This window comes from Enterobacter cloacae, from assembly GCF_013375935.1.
Lineage (GTDB): Bacteria > Pseudomonadota > Gammaproteobacteria > Enterobacterales > Enterobacteriaceae > Enterobacter > Enterobacter pasteurii.
On the sequence record NZ_CP056117.1, the window covers coordinates 1,659,973 to 1,677,464 of the forward strand.

Here is a 17,492-nt window from a genome sequence, read left to right on the forward strand (position 1 = left end):
CTCACTGCCATTTACGGTGATACGCGCCGAGCGTGGTTTGCGTGCCTTCAGACATTGCGCCGAGGGTCTCCATCCACGCCGGCTGCGCGGCGTAATTCTGCGGGTCCGCCATGCAGCGGTCGATGGCCTGACGCCACACCTTCGCAACCTGGCTCACGTAGGCCGGGCTGCGCTGGCGGCCTTCGATTTTCACCGAGGCAATATTGGCGGCCAGCAGTTCCGGCAGCAGCTCCAGCGTGTTGAGGCTGGTGGGCTCCTCCAGCGCGTGGTAGCGCTCGCCGTCCACCAGATAGCGGCCTTTGCACAGCGTCGGGTAGCCCGCGTTTTCCCCGTCCTGATAGCGGTCGATTAACACTTCGTTCAGGCGCGACTCCAGCCCCTGCGGCGTTTGCTGCCAGCGAACGAAGCGGGCAGGCGAGCAGGCGCCCACGGTATTTGGCGATTCCCCGGTTAAATAGGAGGAGAGATAGCAGCGGCCTTCGGCCATGATGCACAGGCTACCGAAGGCAAAAACTTCCAGCGGTACTGGCGTGACGCGCGCCAGTTGCTTAACCTGATGAATAGAGAGCACGCGCGGCAACACCACGCGAGCCACGTCAAAATGTCGATGGTAAAAACGCACCGCCTCTTCGTTCGTCGCGGATGCCTGAACCGAGACGTGGCGCTCAATGTGCGGGTAGCGTTCTGCCGCATACTCAAGCATGGCAAGGTCGGCCAGGATCAGCGCATCGGCGCCCAGCTGGGCGGCCATATCCACGGCGCGCTGCCAGCGGGCATAGCCATCAGGATGGGCGAAGGTGTTGATGGCGATATGCAGCTTGCGGCGGTGCTGGTGAACGAAGTTAACGGCCTCCTGGAGCTTCTTCTCCGTAAAGTTAAGGCCAGCAAAATGGCGGGCGTTGGTATCATCTTTCAGCCCGATATAGACCGCGTCGGCCCCATTTTCGATGGCCGCCTTAAGCGCCGGAAGGTTTCCGGCAGGGCAGAGCAGCTCCATAATTTATCCCGATGTTGTCGATCGCAGGGATCGTAAAAAATGTTAACGAGCTGGGATTTTAATTAACCCATACGCGACAATTTTTGATTTAAGGCAGCTAATGGCGTATTGATGGCACCAATAATGAGGAGCACAGGACTACGGTTTGTTGATTTACGCCGCTATCTTCTTGTCGGGATATGGCAAAATAGCAGGATTATAGCTATCAGGGAGTAAACTCGTGCTGGATAAACTGCGTTCACGTCTCGTACAATTTGGTCCATTAATGCTGAGCGTGCCGGTAAAGCTGGCGCCGTTCGCGCTTAAGCGCCAGGTGCTGGAACAGGTATTGACCTGGCAGTTCCGTCAGGCGCTGCAGGACGGTGAGCTGGAGTTTCTGGAAGGCCGCTGGTTAAGCATCGAAGTGCGCGATATCGGGCTGCGCTGGTTTACTTCCGTTGAGAACGATCGGCTGATCGTTCGTGAGTCCGCCGAGGCGGATGTAAGCTTTAGCGCCGACGCCAGCGATCTGCTGATGATTGCCGCGCGCAAGCAGGATCCCGATACGCTGTTCTTCCAGCGTCGTCTGGTGATTGAGGGCGATACGGAGCTTGGCCTGTACGTCAAAAATTTAATGGATGCCATTGAGCTTGAGCAGATGCCGAAGGCGCTGCGCGTGATGCTAATGCAAATGGCAGATTTCGTTGAGGCCGGGCTGAAAACCCCGCCGGACAGTAAACACACTTCAGTAGGTGAGCCATGCTGATTCGAGTCGAAATTGGGATTGATGCGCCGGGCATCGACGCGTTGTTACGCCGCTCTTTTGCGGGGGACGGCGAAGCGCAGCTGGTTCACGATCTTCGCGAAGATGGCCTGATTACCCTGGGTCTGGTTGCCACCGATGATGAAGGGCAGGTGGTCGGCTACGTGGCGTTCAGTCCGGTGATTGTTCAGGGCGAAGAGTTGCAGTGGGTTGGCATGGCGCCGCTGGCGGTGGATGAAAACTACCGCGGCCAGGGCCTGGCACGTCAGCTGGTTTATGAAGGGCTGGATTCACTGAATGAATTTGGCTATGCCGCCGTCGTGGTACTGGGCGAACCGGCATTCTACGAACGTCTGGGGTTTGAGCCGGCGGCCAAACACGATCTGCACTGCCGCTGGCCGGATACGGAAGCGTCCTTCCTGGTCCATCCTCTGGCGGACGACGCGCTCGATGGCGTTAACGGCCTGGTTGAGTATCACGATCGTTTCAATCGCTTTTAAGCAGGCTGTCGCGTAGCGCCTCAAAAGAGCCATCCCCGTTGACGAGACGCTCTTTCTGGCGCTTCGTCAGCTGTTTGATGCGGTACTCCAGCCTGAGCGCCAGCGATCTGTCGCCCACGGCGGCTGAAAAAGCCAGCTTAAGCTCACCTTTCCCCCGCAGCGCTTTTGCCCCTTTTCCCGTTTGATGTTGTAAAAAACGCCGTTCCACATCGGTGGTGATCCCGGTGTAGAGCGCGTTATCGGCGGTTCGGACAAGATAGAGAAACCAGCACACGGTAAGCAGATTCAGTATGTTAAGGTGAACGCACCATAGCATGAGAGAGAGCGAAAATGGAAACACTGGCCGCCATTAGCCGCTGGCTGGCAAAGCAGCACGTCGTCACCTGGTGCGTCTGTAAAGACGGGGAGATGTGGTGCGCGAACGCGTTTTATTACTACGACCCCGAGCGCGTCGCCTTTTACGTGATGAGTGAAGATAAAACGCGGCATGCGCAGATGTCGGGCCCGCAGGCAAACGTGGCGGGCACGGTAAACGGTCAGCCTAAAACCGTTGCGCTGATCCGCGGGGTTCAGTTCACGGGCGAAATCCGTCGTCTGGAAGGGGAGGAGAGCGACGCGCAGCGTAAACGCTACACGCGCCGCTTCCCGGTTGCCGCTGCGCTAAAAGCCCCGGTGTGGGAAATCCGCCTCGATGAGCTGAAATTTACCGACAACACGCTGGGCTTTGGCAAGAAGCTGCACTGGTTACGCGCCGAGCAGGCGTAACGCTTCGCGGTTAAACGCCGGAAGATCGTCCGGCGTACGGCTGGTGATCAGCTGGTCGTTGTCGTTAACCACTTCCTGGTCGTAAAACTCGGCGCCGGCGTTTTTCAGGTCAATGACGATCGGTTTCACCGCGGTCAGCTTGCGTCCGCGCACCACCTCCGCGCTGATCAGCAGCTGCGGGCCGTGACAGATGGCAAAGACCGGCTTACCGGTGCCGACGAAGTCACGGGTGAAGGTGACGAAACGCTCGTCTCCGCGCAGGGAATCCGGTGAATGGCCGCCCGGTAGCAGCAGGGCGTCGAAATCAGACGGGCTGACGTTATCAATAGATTCGTCAATGGTCACGCTGGCTTCGCCCTTGTGGCCCTTCACGGTTTTACCCGCTTCTTTCTCGATGGTGACCACCTCGTGGCCCGCCTTGCGGAATGCCTCTGCTGGCGACGTAAACTCTGAATCTTCAAACTCGTCGGTAATCAAGACTGCGATTTTTTTACCCATGCTTCCTCCGTTGTTTTCGCTTCAGACTGTTTTTTTCCCGTTTGTGGTAAATACTTACCGGTAACAGACTTTTAAGTGTGGTAGAGCAGGCCCAGATCGCAAACGGACAATTCTGTAAAGGGGAAAAGATGAGTCAGGTACTGATTACCGGTGCTACCGGGCTGGTGGGTGGACACCTGCTGCGGCTGCTGATCCAGGATCGTCATATCAACTACATCGCCGCGCCGACGCGTCGGCCGCTGCTGGACGTCACCGGCGTCTTTAACCCGCACGATCCACAGCTCACCGACGCCCTGGCGCAGGTGCAGGATCCTGTCGATATCGCCTTTTGCTGCCTGGGCACCACCCGACGGGAAGCGGGCAGTAAAGAGGCGTTTATCCATGCGGATTACACGCTGGTGGTGGATACCGCCCTGACGGCGAAAAAGCTGGGGGCAAAGCATTTTCTGGTGGTCAGTTCCCACGGCGCCAGCGCCGGCTCGCCGTTTTTTTACAACAGGGTGAAGGGCAAAATGGAAGAGGCGCTGATTGCGCAGAAGTGGGAGCGCCTGACCATCGTGCGGCCTTCCATGCTGATGGGCCACCGTGACGAGCGGCGTTTTAACGAGTCTTTTTTCGCTCCGCTTTTTCGCATCCTGCCGGGTAACTGGAAGTCCATCGAGGCGCGGGACGTCGCGCAGGCCATGCTGAAAGAGGCGCTGGCTCCGTCGCAGGAGGGCGTAAATATTATCCCGTCGGCAAAACTGCGTGAAATCGCGCAGGGCGAGGCGTAAACTTCCCCGGCTTATTAAATAACACCTTCCGGGGAATGGTATGACTGGTCAGTCTTCATCTCAGGCGGCAACACCCGTTCAGTGGTGGAAGCCCGCACTTTTCTTTCTCGTGGTCATCATTGGCCTCTGGTATGTGAAATGGCAGCCGTACTACGGTAAAGCCTTCACCGCCGCCGACACCCACAGCATTGGCAACTCAATTCTCGCTCAGCCAGATTCCAGCCCGCTAAAGGCGGCGTGGGATTACGCAATGGTCTATTTTCTCGCGGTGTGGAAAGCCGCTGTGTTGGGCGTGCTGCTGGGGTCGCTGATTCAGGTACTTATCCCGCGTAACTGGCTGGTGAAAACCTTAGGACAGCCGCGCTTGCAGGGGACGCTGCTGGGGACGATTTTCTCCCTGCCGGGCATGATGTGCTCCTGCTGCGCCGCTCCGGTGGCGGCGGGCATGCGCCGTCAGCGCGTGTCGATGGGCGGCGCGCTCGCCTTCTGGATGGGTAACCCCCTGCTGAACCCGGCGACGCTGGTGTTTATGGGCTTCGTGCTCGGCTGGCACTTCGCGTTTATCCGGCTGGCGGCTGGCCTGCTGACGGTGGTGCTTGTCGCTACGCTGGTACAGCACCTGGTGAAAGACAACGAGGCCGGGCCTGCCTCCGTTGAGCTGGACGTCAGCGAGCCGCAGGGCAGCTTCTTTGCTCGCTGGGGCAAAGCGCTGTGGCAGCTGTTCTGGAGCACCATTCCGGTTTATATCCTGGCTGTACTGGCGCTGGGGGCGGCGCGCGTCTGGCTGTTCCCGCACGCGGATGGCGCTATCGACAACACGCTGATGTGGGTGATTGCGATGGCGGTGGCCGGGTGCCTGTTCGTGATCCCAACGGCGGCGGAAATCCCGATTATTCAGACCATGATGATGGCCGGGATGGGTACCGCACCGGCGCTGGCATTGCTCATCACGCTGCCGGCGGTGAGCCTGCCGTCGCTTATCATGCTGCGTAAGTCATTCCCGGCAAAAGCGCTGTGGCTGACGGCGGGGCTGGTGGCGTTGAGCGGGGTGATCGTGGGGAGTATGGCGCTGGTATAAAAAAAGCCCGGTGGCGCTACGCTACCGGGCTTACCGTCAGGTTCAGCTTACTTGATGTAGGTAAAGGCGGTGGTGACGTGCTTCACGCCGCTCACCCGGCTGGCGATATCCGCTGCCGCTTTCCCTTCACGCTCTGTCACCAGGCCCAGCAGGAACACTTCGCCGTTCTCCGTGGTCACCTTCACGTTTGAGGATTTCACCTGGTCAGTACCCAGCAGCTGGGAACGCACCTTGGTGGTTATCCAGGTATCAGATGACGCGGTGCCGAGGCCAATCGGCTGGCCCTGGCGGATCTCGTTAAACACTTCCGCCGTGCCTTCTACGCCCATCGCGATCTGCTTGGCGCGTGACGCCAGTTCAGGATTTGGCGCCTGGCCTGCCAGCAGCACTTTGCCCTGATAGGCCGTCACGTTGATGCGTGCTTCCTTCTTGATCTGTTCGTCTTTCGACAGCGCGCTGTTCACGCGCAGCTCAAGCGTACCGTCATCCACCTGCGTTCCAACGGTACGCGGATCGGTCGCTGCTTTGGTGCCAACCGCTGCGGTACCGACTACAGCGGCGGCGATGCATCCCTGAAGCAGTAATGCAGACATCACGACTGCAAGGGCCGATAAAACCTTCATGAGAACTCCTTAGTCATCCTGGTGAGGGAAAAGCGTGTTATCGATCAGATCGCATAAGCAGTTCACCGTGAGCATATGCATCTCCTGGATGCGGGCGCTACGGTGCGAAGGAATGCGGATCTCCACATCCTGCGGCCCCAGCAGGCCAGCCAGCTCGCCGCCGTCGTAACCGGTCAGGGCGACAATCGTCATGTCCCGGGTCACTGCCGCTTCAACCGCCTTAACGATATCCCGGCTATTGCCGCGCGTGGAGATCGCCAGCAGCACGTCTCCGGCATGGCCTAAGGCGCGCACCTGCTTGGCGTAAATTTCGTCATGCAGACGATCGTTGGCAATCGCAGTTAAGACCACGTTATCGGTGTTAAGTGCAATGGCCGGTAAACTCGGTCGCTCGGTTTCGAAGCGGTTGATCATGCTGGCAGCAAAATGCTGTGCGTTGGCGGCGGACGTGCCGTTGCCACAACAGAGGATTTTGTTGCCGTTGAGCAGCGACTGAACCAGCGTCATCGCCGCGCGGGAGATCGCGTCCGGAAGGGCTTCCGCCGCGGCGATCTGCGTTTGAATGCTTTCTGTGAAGCACACTTTAATTCTTTCGAGCACGGTATCCCTTTAAAATCTTATTTAAGCGTCTTCGCCAAACGCGTTTTTAAGCCATTCGATCGCATTTCCGGTGAAGGCTACCACATCGAAACGGCAATCCACAGTATCAAAACTCCCATTATGGCGGGCAAGCCACAAGTGGGCAGTCTGTAATAATTTATGTTGTTTGGCGAGCGTCACGCTGGCGGCAGCACCGCCAAAACGGGACGACTGTCGGTAGCGTACTTCAACAAACACGGTGGTCTGACCGTCTTTCATGATCAGATCAATCTCGCCGCCGCGCCCGCGAACGTTGGCGGCGACAAAGCGCAGTCCTTTGCCTTCAAGCCAGCGGCGCGCCTTTAACTCCCACGCGTCGCCGGTCTGTTTGCGGCTTAACTGGCCGGGATAATCTGCCCCTGCTGGTATTTGAGCCATGATAACTTCCTGTTAATCACACAATCCTGGTTGGCGGTCAGATCGCCGGTATTACCGTTAAGCTCAAAGCCCGGTACCTGACGCATCTGGGTGAAGTGGTTCGCCAGCGCCCAGGCATCGACGCCCATCGCGTACAGGCGCGCCAGGGAGTAATCATTGCGCACCGCGCCCAGCGCCTGCTGCATCAACTGCGGGTTGCTGCCTGCCAGCATTGGGATCTCGCTGTATTGCAGCCCTTCCATCTCCAGACGGAAGTCCGGGCCAGCGGTACCCTGCGCGCTGCGCGAGCTGGCGTAAAGGGTTGCGCCGCTCTGGCTACCGTTACGCATGGCGATCATGGGTTTGATAAAGGCGATCTCTTCAGGCGTGGCGACGATGTAGGCCGAATCCACTTTACCGCCGCCGCTGATTTGCGCGTCGGTTGGCGGTGCCGGGATCGTCAGGCCGCCGATGGTAACGCTCTGCTGCTGCGGCAGGCTGGCAGACACCGGGCTACCGTTGAGGGCAATACCGGCACCGCCGTTCACGCCCGCTCTCAGTTCGGAAGCGGAGCCAAATTTCTGCTGCAATACTACGCCGCCGCCGAGGGACTGCCACTCTTCAGCAAACGCGTTGGCTACGCGGTCTCCCAGCGTGCTGCGCGGGATCAGCAGCAGCGGCGCCTGCTTGCCCTGCTCGTGAATATGACGCGCCGCATCGCGGGCTTCATCTTCCGGTGAAAGGGCGAAGTAACAGATATTGGCGCGGTTCTGAACCTGCTCAGGCTGGTTAAGCGCCAGCACGTTCAGCGTGGTATTGCTCTTCATCAGCGTTTCCACGTTGTTTTTCAACAGCGGGCCGACAACGATGCTGGCGCCGTCCTGCTGAACCTGCGCCAGCACCTGGTCGAGCGGCTGAGCGCTGGTGTCGTAGATTTTCAGCTCTGCGCCCGGGTTAGCGCTGGTGGTTGCCACCGCCTGCTGCTGCGCTGCGGGCTGCTGTTCCGGCTGTACTGTTTGCGGCTGAGGCTGTTCGGCCGTGACGGGAGCCGGGGTTTCAGCCGGTGCCTGCGTCGCTACGGGCGCTGGCGTGGCGGCTGGCTGCGTGGCTGGCGCAGTGACCGGATTCTGCATCGTACCCTGCGCAGGGGTTTGTGCGGTGGTCAGGTCGTCGGTTTCAGCAGCCGACGGGCTGACAACGTCGTTCACGTTTGCCGCCTGCGCCGCTTGTGCAGGCACCGCGCTGCCGGTGACGGCGGTGGTGCCGTTTTTCGCCGCTTCAAAACCCTGCTGAATGGCGCGACCAAACACCGCCGCCTGGCCGTTTAACGGCAGCAGCAGGGCGATTTTGCTGGTGGAGGCGGGCTTAAAGTTTTGCACGTTCACCAGCTGCGTTGGCAGCATTTTTGCTCCCGGGTTTTGCGGGTAGCGCTTTTGCCAGTCGGTAATGCCGGCTTTCAGCATGTTCGGATCGCTGCGGTTGTTGAACCACATCTGCTGAAGATCAAGCCAGCCCTGCAGGACGTTTTCATCGGCGTTAATGACCAGCGCCCGTGCCTGCTCCTGGGTCATGGAGGCGAGCGCCTGCCAGGTCGCATCAATATTTTTCTGCTTGTCCGCACCCGCGAGCAGAGGCTCCTGAGCAATCAGCGCCCGGAGCAGCGTCAGGGAAGGGCGGCCCTGCTCAGCGGTGATGCCGGCCTGCCAGAAACGGGCCTGCTGGTTTTTATCCAGCGCGCTCAGATCGATATTGCCGAGGATCTTTTTCGCCCCGTCGTAATCTTTCTGCGCCACTTTCAGCTCTGCCGACAGCAGCGTCTGCTCACGACGCTGCTCGTCGTTGAGCGACTGCGGCAGCTGGCTGAACAGTTCGGCGGCCTGCTGGGTTTTCCCTTCTTTCAGCAGTGCACGAATGGCGAGTAATTGCCAGTTGGTCTTGGTATCATTTGAGCTCTGCGACATTTGTTGCAGATAAAAGCCAGAATCAGCCTGAGCGGATCCCTGCATATGAGCAGTGCTCTGGTCGGGTGCCTGGGTGCCACAGCCTGAGAAGATCAGGGCTGCGAGCAGAAGCGGCACGCCGCACGTGGCTTTTTTTCGAAGAAACGTTAACGGTACCATACTGTATCCAGTGATTTTTTTTACGCAATGCTCAATATTAAATCGGCAATACGGACGAAACAATGAAACAACACGAAACGGCAGATAATTCTCAAGGCCAGCTTTATATTGTACCTACTCCTATCGGGAATTTGTCTGATATTACCCAACGTGCACTCACTGTATTGCAAGCTGTTGATTTAATTGCTGCTGAAGACACGCGCCATACCGGTTTACTGCTGCAACATTTCGCGATTAACGCCCGTTTGTTTGCCCTTCACGATCACAATGAGCAACAAAAGGCCGAAACGCTGGTGGCGAAGCTTAAAGAGGGGCAGAACATTGCGCTGGTCTCCGATGCGGGCACGCCGCTGATTAACGACCCCGGCTACCATCTGGTGCGCACCTGCCGTGAAGCCGGGATCCGCGTTGTGCCGCTGCCGGGGCCGTGCGCCGCGATTGCTGCGCTGAGCGCCGCGGGCCTGCCGTCCGACCGTTTCTGCTATGAAGGTTTCCTGCCCGCCAAATCCAAAGGCCGCCGTGACGTATTAAAGGATCTTGAAGCTGAGCCGCGTACCCTGATTTTCTACGAATCCACTCACCGCCTGCTGGAAAGCCTGGAAGATATGGTCACCGTCTGGGGCGAAGGCCGCTACGTGGTGCTGGCGCGTGAACTGACCAAAACCTGGGAAACCATCCACGGCGCGCCTGTCGGCGAACTGCTGGCGTGGGTGAAGGAAGATGAAAACCGCCGCAAGGGTGAAATGGTGCTGATTGTCGAAGGCCATAAGGCGCAGGAAGACGCGCTCCCTGCCGATGCGCTGCGCACCCTGGCCCTGCTACAGGCCGAACTGCCGCTTAAGAAAGCGGCGGCACTGGCGGCGGAAATCCACGGCGTGAAGAAAAATGCGCTGTATAAGTATGCGCTGGAGCAGCAGGGGGGGGTGATCCCTGCTGCTGTTTTGCCGGGGTACGGTTTCGCCTTACCCGGCTTTGCGCCTGTTACTTTACAGGCGTCGCTTCAAAAACCAGCGTTTCCAGCGGCTTCAGGGTAATCACCACCGCGTTTTTATACTGTTCCGGTACGCTATCGTTACTGCCGTACACCGCTTTTAAACCGAAGTGCGTCGTGCCGTCCATCGGGACCTCAAAGTCTCTGGCAAGATCCAGATAGTAGCTTTGCGGCTTATCCGACGGGTTACGCAAGCCGATAATCGCTTTGTCCTTGCTCCACGACGCCCAGCCGTAAACCTCAAGCGCCGTTGGATCTCCGCCGATCCAGTGGGTATCGACCAGCACGCTGGCGTTATCCCGGGACCACTTCGCGGCCTGCGCCAGGACATCCCACTTCGCCTTGTTGAGCATTGATGGAGTGATGTACAGCTCCTGCAACTGGGTGCCGGTGGCGAAATAGCTCCATACCTGGTCGGCAAAGTCGCTGTCCGTTTGCACCTTCTCCAGGCCGTAATACGCGTTCTCCGCGCTGACGATCCCGTGATACATCAGGGAGTTCTGCGGGAAAAGCGGACCTTTACGCACGATGGAGCGATACGTTTCCGCATCGCGGTAGGTCATCCACTGCTGAACCGGCGTGCCGGGGCCGTACAGGTTGATATCATCTCCCTGACGCCAGATGGAATCGGCGTAGAACAGCCAGGAGGGGCTGGCGTTGGTACCTGTCGTCAGGTTAATAAACAGATTCGGATTGGCGCTGCGCATGTTATGCAGCAGAGCGATAGAGGCGTCAAAATCCGAGGCGAACGGGCTGCCCTTAATATGCGAATTGGCATTGCCCATCCCGTCGAGCTTGAACGAGGTTATGTGCTCGTTTTTGATAAGCTTAACGATCTGCTCATTAAAGTTTTTAAAGTAGTTCGGGCCCGACAGCGCCAGCTTCCCGTCTACCGTTTCGAAACCGTACTCTTTTGCATGCGAGACGCGCGTGTCGCGCGGTTTGTTATATCCGCCCCACGGCGAGAGCCACAGGCCGACGGAGCTATGCAGGCTGTCCGCTTTCTCCCGTACCTTGCCAAAACCGTTGCTGAAAGCCGGGCCAAACAGCCAGCGACCGGTCAAATCATCCCAGCCATCATCCAGCAGGAAAGCATCCAGCGCCACGCCGCGCCCGGTAATAAATTCCTTATTCCATTCGTCCATGCGCCCCAGCACATCCTGCTCGGAGTAGGGGGTAAAGAAGCCAATATCCATCCAGCTGTTGTAGTGTAAATAAGGCTTATACGGACGCGGACGGACGGCATTAATAAACTGGTTTACGCTGCGGCGCAGCTGGCTGGTCTCCGGGAAGGTGCCAAAGTACGTGGTGTAGCTGACCGGGGCGTCTGGCTGAACAGGGGTTTTCAGCTCCACGCTGAGGTTGGTCGTCGCCTCATAGGCGTAGGTGTTAACAATGGGTTTATTCGGCAGGATAAAGAACGAGTCTGCGACGATCGGCGAGCTATTAATTGCCCCGTCTACATAAGGTGCCTGAGACTGCTTTTTGGTCGGGAAGAAGGTAATTTTCGCTACATCCCGCGGCTGCCCAACGGCGGCGATGGTGTAGTCGATGCTGGCGTATTTGCCCTTCACCAGTTTCAGCTTCACCGTCACGTTGAATTGCGGATGGGTGAAATCGATAACTATCCCGCTGTCCTGCTTTTCGACATGCCTGATTTTAAAATCCGCCGTGTGGATCTTACTCTCGTCCGGCAGCGTCAGAAAAAACAGCTCCTGCGGCTGGAGCGGACGTTGAGTTCTGGTGTCTTTAACCACTACCGTCGAGTTTGCATCATCAAACGACAGGGCAATATTGTCGTTATTGAGCGTGTAGTTCGCTGCCGCCGCGCTATGGGAAACGCACAGGGCAAGCATGGAGAGTGTGAGGATTTTTTTCATCAGCGTAAGCTCCTTTTTGATCAGGCTTCTGCCGGAAGCAGCAGGCGGTTAGCCGAACCGCAAACGGTAATTTTGCTTCTGACCACCTCTTTCATGGCGTCCATACCGACCCGCATATAGAAGCGCGGATCGTTACCCTGCGGGTTTTGGGCAAACCAGGCTTTAACCGCGTCAGAAAAGGCGATTTTCAGCTCGGTAGCCACGTTGACTTTGCACACACCCAGCTCAATGGTGCGACGAACATCTTCATCCGGCACGTCGCTCGCGCCGTGCAGCACCAGCGGCACGGTGACCACTTCGCGGATCTCGGCCAGCCGCTGGAAGTCGATTTTGGGACGCCTTGTATACAGGCCGTGCGCGGTGCCGATGGCGACGGCGAGGCTATCGACGCCGGTCAGTTCGACAAAGCGTTTCGCTTCCTGCGGGTCGGTGAGAAACGCGCTTTCGGCGTCGACGCTCATGTCATCTTCCACGCCGCCCAGTCGGCCCAGCTCGGCCTCGACGCTACAGTCGTTAAGGTGGCAAAAATCAACCACCGACTTCACCAGCTTCACGTTTTGTTCAAACGGATAGTGGCTGCCGTCGATCATCGCGCTGCGCACGCCTGCGTTGACCTTACGACGAATATCGTCGAGGGACTCGTGGTGATCGAGATGCAGCGCCAGCGGCATGTCGTAGGTTAACGAGTACGCGCTGCACAGGGCGTAGATCTCTTCCAGGGCAATGTGCTTAAACGTGCCCGGCGTGCCCGCGAGGATCACCGGCGATCGCATTTCGCTACAGACTTCGAGGATCGCCTGGATCGTCTCCGCGTTGTGGATGTTGAACGCCGGCACGGCGTAGCCTTTTGCCTGCGCGTCCTGGAGGAGATACTTCGTTGAAATAATGCTCATGGTGCGATCCTCTTAAGCCTGCCACGGATGAATAACAACGCCCTGCACTACGCGGTTAACCGTTCCGCTGGCAGATGGCGTATCGGGCGTATTTCCCACGCTGAGGGACTGGGAAAGCGCAAAGACCTGGGCGTACATCAGGAAGCAGAACGCCTGTTCCATATCAATAAACGGGCGGGAAGGCGGCAGCAGGATGTGCGGACCCGCTTCAATCACCGGATCGTTTTCGGCGGCGACGGCGACAACGCGAAGAGCCTGACGATCGCGGCGCAGTTCGGCCAGCAGATCGAGATCGTACTGACGGGTATACGGATGGCTGGAGACAAACACCACCACCAGCGTTTCGTTATCCACCAGCGATTTGGGCCCGTGACGGAAGCCCGTTGGGGAATCATAGAATGCCGCCAGCTTGCCCGCCGTCAGTTCCAGCACCTTCAGCGCCGCTTCACGCGCCGCGCCCTGCAGGCCGCCGCTTCCCAGGTAGACGATCCTTTTCCACGGTTCGTTACCAAATACGCCCTGACGAAAATCGCCGAGAGAGGTGAGGATCGCCTGACAGCGATCGGCCACGTCGCGGAAGCTGCGGCTGCCGATCGCGTCTGGCGCGAATACCGCCAGGCAGCTCGCCATCATGGTGGTAATACTGCTGGTCATCGCGAAGCCGCGATCGTGCGTTTCGGCAGGCATCAGAAGGGCATAAGCGTTATCGCTATTAACGGCATTCTGATACAGGCTGCCCGCCTCGTTACAGGTGATAGACAGGTGATAGCACTCCGGCACGAACTGATTGGCCAACTCTACCGCCGCCACGCTCTCCGGGCTGTTACCGGAACGGGCAAACGAAACCAGCAGCAGCGGATGTGCCGGGCTGAAGTAATCCATCGGGTTCGTGACCAGATCGGTTGTCGGTATGGCGGAAACGTTTTTCCCGGTGTGGCTCGCAAGCCATGGCGCAATGATATCGCCTATAAACGCGGAGGTGCCCGCGCCGGTCAGCACGATCCGCAGATTGGGCTTGCGCAGCAGCGGCGTCAGGAAACCGTCAATCGAGGAGCGCAGATTATCGATATTGGTGAGCGAGCGGATCCAGCTGGCAGGCTGCTGGCGGATCTCTTCTTCGGTCCAGGTGCCGGTTGTGGCGGCGGGAGTGATTTGTGGCATAACTCAGTCCTTAGTCGTGTGAATTCCACATCAGACGCTGGCAAACGTGTCGCTATCTTTCGTTTCGTTTCACTTGTTCACTTAAACAGTTAAATAAAATCTATAGAAAAGAAATCGAAAGTTCAATGAAAGAAAAGAAATAAAACGAAAAGTGTGATCGTGAAAGGAAAGGGCAGATTTAAGGAAAGGAAAAGAAAGGCCTTACGGTTGAGGCCGTAAAGCCACAAGGTGACGCAATGAAAGGGCTAAAGGGGGAGAGCCTGGCCCTGAATCCAAATCTGCTGAAGGTGCAGGCCGCCATCCAGCGCAATAATATTGGCGCGTTTACCCGCTGCTAAGGATCCGAGTTGACGATCGATCCCCAGCAGGCGGGCAGGGTGCAGCGAGGCCATATGAATAGCCTCTTCGGCCGTCACGCCTGCGTGCTCTACCATATTCCTGACGGCGGCATCCAGCGACAGCGTGCTTCCTGCCAGCCCGCCGGAGGCGGTTTTTACCACGCCGTGGTGCATCGTGACCTCTTCGCCACATAGCGTATACCGCCCGTCCGGCATGCCTGCCGCCTGCATGGCATCGGTAATCAGCACCACGCGGTCCCTGGCGCAGCAGCAGCATAAACGTATGGCTCCCGGATGGACGTGGTGGCCGTCGGCAATGAGCTCAAGCCACGCCCGTTTGTCCGTAAGCCCCGCGCCGACCATTCCCGGCCCCCGGTGATGCAGCCCCGTCATGCCGTTATAGCAGTGCACCAGCCCGTCCGCGCCGGCGTCAAAGGCGGCAAGGGTTTGCTCGTACGTGGCGGCACTGTGGCCCAGCATCACACGTATACCTCGCTGCTTCAGGTGGCGAATGGCTCGTAGCGCACCGGGTTTTTCCGGCGCCAGCGCCACCACCCTCAGCGTGTTTTGCGAGAGCGTAATTAACGCGTCCAGCTCGGCGAGATCCAGTTCCCGAAACAGCGCTGGCGGATGGGCCCCTTTGTTCTGCGGGGTAAAGTACGGGCCCTCCAGATAGCTGCCAAGGATCTGCGCCCCAGGGCCGCCCGACCGACAGCGTTGGGCGATCCGCGTGAGTGCCCCGTCAATCGCCTCCAGCGGCGCGGTGACGGTAGTGGGCAAAAATGCCCCCACCCCTTCACGTGCCTTATGAATGGCTAAAACGTCCAGCGTATCGGGGGCCTCATCCATCACATCCACACCCATGCCGCCATGAACGTGAGTATCGATGAACGCCGGGCAAAGTAGCCCGGCATCACGGGCGACAACGCCCGCAGGGACAGGCTCAATCGCCGCGATAACGCCGTTCTCGATACGAAGCTGGTGGTCATCCAGCCAGCCCTGTTCGGTGAGCACCCGACGCGCGCGCAGCAGCTGGCTCATATCCCTTCCTCTGCGGGCGATTCCTCACGACAGCGGCCAAGCTCGTCCACCAGGCTCGTCAGGCCGCGGTGGCCACACTCCAGCGCCTGCAGACGAAACGCTTCGCTGCTCAGACCTTCACGTTCGAGCACCATCTCCAGCAGCAGTTGCAGGTTGGTGCCGGTAATCACCTCGCTGCCCGGTCTTTTCATGGCGAGCGTAGACGCGACGCGAAACGGCGTGCCGCCCAGCAGATCGGTGAGAAACACAATATCCTGCTGTGCGTCGAGGTCGCTCACCGCCTGCTCAAGCTGAGCGGTCAGCCGCGCCGTGGTGGACGTTTCAGGAAAATCGATGGCGATAAACTGCGGCTGCTCGCCGAGGATCTGCTTCATTGCCTGCTCAAGCCCGCTGGCAAACCCACCGTGACCCGTCAAAATAATGCCTAACATCGCAACCTCTTTGCATTTACAGGAAGTGACAGAATTTACCGACAACGCCCAGCACCACGGTGATACCAATCAGCCGCAGCGGGCTCCAGCCACGACGCACCAGCCAGAACATGGTCAGGGTATAGACCAGCGGCAGAAACGCGGGCATCAGCTTATCGATGACGTCGGCCTGTAGCTTAACGACCGCATCGCCGGCTTTGATTTCAAGCGTGGTATTGAGACGGACATAGGTTGCCGCCAGCGCGCCGATCACCGTCATCCCGACGATGGAGGCCGCATGACCGACCTTTCTGGTGTTGGCCTTGATCAGCGGAATGGCCGCAACGCCCATCCGGTAGGCGTAGTGCGCCAGACCAAAACGCAGGCCGAGGTGCACCACGTTAAACAGCACGAAAAAGACCACGGCCCCCAGAATCGATCCCTGCAGCGCCAGGCTGGCGCCAATACCGCCGCAGATAGGCAGGAGGGTAAGCCAGAACATGGCGTCACCAATCCCACCAAGCGGCGCACCGACGGCAATTTTGGTGCTCTGGATGCTGTTCACATCCTGTTTTGAGCGCTCCATCGCCAGAATGATGCCGATAACAAAGGTCACCAGGAACGGGTGAGTATTAAAGAAGCCCATATGGCCTTTCATTGCTCGTGCAAGGTCCCGCTTGTTGGTGTGGATCTTTTTCAGCGCGGGCAGCAACCCGTACAGCCAGCCGGAGGCCTGCATACGTTCATAGTTGAACGAGGCCTGTAGCAGCATCGAACGCCAGGCGACGCGGTTAATATCCTTTTTCGTCAGCTCGGCACCGATGCTCTGGTCTTCGTAGACGTTCTCGTTGACGCCGGTCAGCAGGGTCTCTTCAGCTTCAGACACGCCCGGTAACGAGGTTTGATTAGATGCCATCTTCGAATTCCTCTTTCTGGGCCGCTGGAGCCGTCGGTTCAGGTGATTTACGCATCAGGTCGATCAGCGCCATTGCCAGCGCGGCGGCCGCAATCGCGAGTACCGGAAGCTTGAGCCAGGCCGCCGCGACAAAGCCGATAATGAAGTAAGGGATGTAGACGTTTTTCATCATGATCTTCAGCAGCACGGCGAAGCCGATAGCTGGCATGATGCCGCCCGCGACGCCGAGGCCGTCAATCAGACGCGCCGGCAGAACATCAATAGCCGTTTTCGCGTGTTCCGCACCGAAATAGATGGGCAGAAATGCGCACAAGAAGTAGAAGATGCCGAGCGCCAGCATGGCCAGATAGTTAACCCTTTCTATACCGCTGGTATCAGCATTGGCCGCCATGCGGTCGCAGCGGGACATCACGCCGGACATCACGGAGAACAGGAAGGTAATCCCCATCTGTACCGCGACAGCAAACGGCACGGCGACCCCGACGGCGACATCCGGCTTGACGCCCGTGGTGATGGCAAACGTGGTTCCGACAATGGTGCCGATAATCACGTTTGGCGGCTGTGCGCCCGCGAGCGGTGCCAGACCCATCCAGACCAGTTCTAACGTCCCGCCGGTCAAAATCCCGGTATGCAGATCGCCGAGAATCAGGCCAACCAGCGGACCGAGAACGACCGGGTGGTGCATGTGCGTTAACCCGTTAAACATATCCAGACCCGCGATGAAGGCGAGAAGTCCCAGCGCGAATGCCTGCAACAGACTGATTTCCATT

Annotated in this window: 19 protein-coding genes and 1 pseudogene; 6 read left to right on the top strand and 14 right to left on the bottom strand. The window is 58.5% G+C overall.

Annotated features, from left to right (window positions below):
• Position 1: 1 nt before the first annotated feature.
• Entirely contained in the window at positions 2-997 is a 996-nt protein-coding gene (ubiU, locus tag HWQ14_RS07870) for a ubiquinone anaerobic biosynthesis protein UbiU (protein WP_148418335.1), read from the bottom strand.
• Between the two features lie 220 nt (positions 998-1,217).
• Here ubiU and ubiT point away from each other — a divergent pair, with 220 nt between their 5' ends.
• A complete protein-coding gene (ubiT, locus tag HWQ14_RS07875) occupies positions 1,218-1,742 on the top strand; it encodes a ubiquinone anaerobic biosynthesis accessory factor UbiT (RefSeq protein ID WP_176609393.1) in 525 nt (174 codons plus the stop codon).
• Positions 1,736-2,239, top strand: coding sequence for a GNAT family N-acetyltransferase (locus tag HWQ14_RS07880; protein WP_176609394.1), 504 nt, complete (start codon positions 1,736-1,738; stop codon positions 2,237-2,239). The genes ubiT and HWQ14_RS07880 overlap by 7 nt, the downstream gene beginning before the upstream one ends.
• On the opposite strand, the gene HWQ14_RS07885 is transcribed toward HWQ14_RS07880, so the two are convergent.
• Positions 2,226-2,555 carry a GIY-YIG nuclease family protein gene (locus HWQ14_RS07885; RefSeq protein WP_148418632.1) on the bottom strand — a complete coding sequence of 110 codons (330 nt, stop codon included), beginning with the start codon at positions 2,553-2,555 and terminating at the stop codon, positions 2,226-2,228. The two genes, HWQ14_RS07880 and HWQ14_RS07885, sit on opposite strands and share 14 nt — an antisense overlap.
• A 14-nt stretch (positions 2,556-2,569) precedes the next feature.
• Here HWQ14_RS07885 and HWQ14_RS07890 point away from each other — a divergent pair, with 14 nt between their 5' ends.
• Positions 2,570-3,004, top strand: a complete 435-nt coding sequence (locus HWQ14_RS07890) for a YhbP family protein (RefSeq protein WP_148418338.1) — start codon at positions 2,570-2,572, stop codon at positions 3,002-3,004.
• Here the strand turns inward: HWQ14_RS07890 and HWQ14_RS07895 are convergent.
• Complete coding sequence (locus HWQ14_RS07895; RefSeq protein ID WP_015571965.1) at positions 2,984-3,502, bottom strand: type 1 glutamine amidotransferase domain-containing protein; 519 nt, start codon at positions 3,500-3,502, stop codon at positions 2,984-2,986. The genes HWQ14_RS07890 and HWQ14_RS07895 overlap by 21 nt on opposite strands.
• 128 nt (positions 3,503-3,630) lie before the next feature.
• On the opposite strand from HWQ14_RS07895, the gene HWQ14_RS07900 reads away from it, so the two are divergent.
• Both HWQ14_RS07900 and HWQ14_RS07905 read left to right on the top strand, forming a co-directional pair.
• A complete protein-coding gene (locus tag HWQ14_RS07900) occupies positions 3,631-4,275 on the top strand; it encodes an NAD(P)H-binding protein (RefSeq protein ID WP_176609395.1) in 645 nt (214 codons plus the stop codon).
• A gap of 40 nt (positions 4,276-4,315) precedes the next feature.
• Complete coding sequence (locus HWQ14_RS07905) at positions 4,316-5,353, top strand: permease (protein WP_148418340.1); 1,038 nt, start codon at positions 4,316-4,318, stop codon at positions 5,351-5,353.
• Between the two features lie 47 nt (positions 5,354-5,400).
• Here HWQ14_RS07905 and dolP read toward each other — a convergent pair whose 3' ends face one another.
• From dolP to HWQ14_RS07925, 4 genes are read right to left on the bottom strand one after another with little or no spacing between them, the layout of a single operon-like run.
• The gene (dolP, locus tag HWQ14_RS07910; RefSeq protein WP_006812102.1) at positions 5,401-5,976 is read right to left on the bottom strand and encodes a division/outer membrane stress-associated lipid-binding lipoprotein; all 576 of its coding nucleotides are present in this window, start codon (positions 5,974-5,976) and stop codon (positions 5,401-5,403) included.
• A 9-nt stretch (positions 5,977-5,985) separates the two neighbouring features.
• Entirely contained in the window at positions 5,986-6,576 is a 591-nt protein-coding gene (gene diaA, locus HWQ14_RS07915) for a DnaA initiator-associating protein DiaA (RefSeq protein WP_003861754.1), read from the bottom strand.
• A 21-nt stretch (positions 6,577-6,597) separates the two neighbouring features.
• Positions 6,598-6,993 carry a YraN family protein gene (locus HWQ14_RS07920; protein WP_176609396.1) on the bottom strand — a complete coding sequence of 132 codons (396 nt, stop codon included), beginning with the start codon at positions 6,991-6,993 and terminating at the stop codon, positions 6,598-6,600.
• Positions 6,951-9,092 (bottom strand): penicillin-binding protein activator, encoded by a 2,142-nt coding sequence (locus HWQ14_RS07925; protein ID WP_176609397.1) that lies wholly within the window; start codon positions 9,090-9,092, stop codon positions 6,951-6,953. The genes HWQ14_RS07920 and HWQ14_RS07925 overlap by 43 nt, the downstream gene beginning before the upstream one ends.
• A gap of 62 nt (positions 9,093-9,154) precedes the next feature.
• Here HWQ14_RS07925 and rsmI point away from each other — a divergent pair.
• A pseudogene (gene rsmI, locus HWQ14_RS07930) lies at positions 9,155-10,012 on the top strand (16S rRNA (cytidine(1402)-2'-O)-methyltransferase); the annotation flags it as partial.
• A 61-nt stretch (positions 10,013-10,073) separates the two neighbouring features.
• Here rsmI and HWQ14_RS07935 read toward each other — a convergent pair.
• From HWQ14_RS07935 to agaW, 7 genes are all read right to left on the bottom strand, one after another.
• On the bottom strand, positions 10,074-11,963 hold the full coding sequence (locus HWQ14_RS07935; protein WP_176609398.1) for an enterotoxin: 1,890 nt from the start codon (positions 11,961-11,963) through the stop codon (positions 10,074-10,076).
• Between the two features lie 20 nt (positions 11,964-11,983).
• Positions 11,984-12,856 carry a tagatose-bisphosphate aldolase subunit KbaY gene (gene kbaY, locus HWQ14_RS07940; RefSeq protein WP_148418345.1) on the bottom strand — a complete coding sequence of 291 codons (873 nt, stop codon included), beginning with the start codon at positions 12,854-12,856 and terminating at the stop codon, positions 11,984-11,986.
• Positions 12,857-12,868: 12 nt separating this feature from the next.
• Complete coding sequence (locus tag HWQ14_RS07945; protein ID WP_176609399.1) at positions 12,869-14,017, bottom strand: AgaS family sugar isomerase; 1,149 nt, start codon at positions 14,015-14,017, stop codon at positions 12,869-12,871.
• A 245-nt stretch (positions 14,018-14,262) separates the two neighbouring features.
• Positions 14,263-15,396 (bottom strand): N-acetylglucosamine-6-phosphate deacetylase, encoded by a 1,134-nt coding sequence (nagA, locus tag HWQ14_RS07950; protein WP_176609400.1) that lies wholly within the window; start codon positions 15,394-15,396, stop codon positions 14,263-14,265.
• A complete protein-coding gene (gene agaF / locus HWQ14_RS07955; RefSeq protein ID WP_176609401.1) occupies positions 15,393-15,827 on the bottom strand; it encodes a PTS galactosamine/N-acetylgalactosamine transporter subunit IIA in 435 nt (144 codons plus the stop codon). The genes nagA and agaF overlap by 4 nt, the downstream gene beginning before the upstream one ends.
• A gap of 16 nt (positions 15,828-15,843) precedes the next feature.
• Entirely contained in the window at positions 15,844-16,722 is an 879-nt protein-coding gene (gene agaE / locus HWQ14_RS07960; RefSeq protein ID WP_176609402.1) for a PTS N-acetylgalactosamine transporter subunit IID, read from the bottom strand.
• Entirely contained in the window at positions 16,712-17,491 is a 780-nt protein-coding gene (gene agaW / locus HWQ14_RS07965) for a PTS N-acetylgalactosamine transporter subunit IIC (protein ID WP_176609403.1), read from the bottom strand. The genes agaE and agaW overlap by 11 nt, the downstream gene beginning before the upstream one ends.
• Between the last annotated feature and the right edge of the window lies 1 nt (position 17,492).

What these genes read in the sequence shown, in the direction of transcription:
- HWQ14_RS07925 (WP_176609397.1), bottom strand. Translation starts at nt 9,092, where the DNA reads ATGGTACCGTTAACGTTTCTTCGAAAAAAAGCCACGTGCGGCGTGCCG.
- kbaY (WP_148418345.1), bottom strand. Translation starts at nt 12,856, where the DNA reads ATGAGCATTATTTCAACGAAGTATCTCCTCCAGGACGCGCAGGCAAAA.
- agaE (WP_176609402.1), bottom strand. Translation starts at nt 16,722, where the DNA reads ATGGCATCTAATCAAACCTCGTTACCGGGCGTGTCTGAAGCTGAAGAG.
- HWQ14_RS07905 (WP_148418340.1), top strand. Translation starts at nt 4,316, where the DNA reads ATGACTGGTCAGTCTTCATCTCAGGCGGCAACACCCGTTCAGTGGTGG.
- nagA (WP_176609400.1), bottom strand. Translation starts at nt 15,396, where the DNA reads ATGAGCCAGCTGCTGCGCGCGCGTCGGGTGCTCACCGAACAGGGCTGG.
- HWQ14_RS07895 (WP_015571965.1), bottom strand. Translation starts at nt 3,502, where the DNA reads ATGGGTAAAAAAATCGCAGTCTTGATTACCGACGAGTTTGAAGATTCA.
- dolP (WP_006812102.1), bottom strand. Translation starts at nt 5,976, where the DNA reads ATGAAGGTTTTATCGGCCCTTGCAGTCGTGATGTCTGCATTACTGCTT.
- ubiU (WP_148418335.1), bottom strand. Translation starts at nt 997, where the DNA reads ATGGAGCTGCTCTGCCCTGCCGGAAACCTTCCGGCGCTTAAGGCGGCC.
- HWQ14_RS07900 (WP_176609395.1), top strand. Translation starts at nt 3,631, where the DNA reads ATGAGTCAGGTACTGATTACCGGTGCTACCGGGCTGGTGGGTGGACAC.
- HWQ14_RS07920 (WP_176609396.1), bottom strand. Translation starts at nt 6,993, where the DNA reads ATGGCTCAAATACCAGCAGGGGCAGATTATCCCGGCCAGTTAAGCCGC.
- HWQ14_RS07880 (WP_176609394.1), top strand. Translation starts at nt 1,736, where the DNA reads ATGCTGATTCGAGTCGAAATTGGGATTGATGCGCCGGGCATCGACGCG.
- agaF (WP_176609401.1), bottom strand. Translation starts at nt 15,827, where the DNA reads ATGTTAGGCATTATTTTGACGGGTCACGGTGGGTTTGCCAGCGGGCTT.
- HWQ14_RS07935 (WP_176609398.1), bottom strand. Translation starts at nt 11,963, where the DNA reads ATGAAAAAAATCCTCACACTCTCCATGCTTGCCCTGTGCGTTTCCCAT.
- agaW (WP_176609403.1), bottom strand. Translation starts at nt 17,491, where the DNA reads ATGGAAATCAGTCTGTTGCAGGCATTCGCGCTGGGACTTCTCGCCTTC.
- HWQ14_RS07885 (WP_148418632.1), bottom strand. Translation starts at nt 2,555, where the DNA reads ATGCTATGGTGCGTTCACCTTAACATACTGAATCTGCTTACCGTGTGC.
- HWQ14_RS07890 (WP_148418338.1), top strand. Translation starts at nt 2,570, where the DNA reads ATGGAAACACTGGCCGCCATTAGCCGCTGGCTGGCAAAGCAGCACGTC.
- HWQ14_RS07945 (WP_176609399.1), bottom strand. Translation starts at nt 14,017, where the DNA reads ATGCCACAAATCACTCCCGCCGCCACAACCGGCACCTGGACCGAAGAA.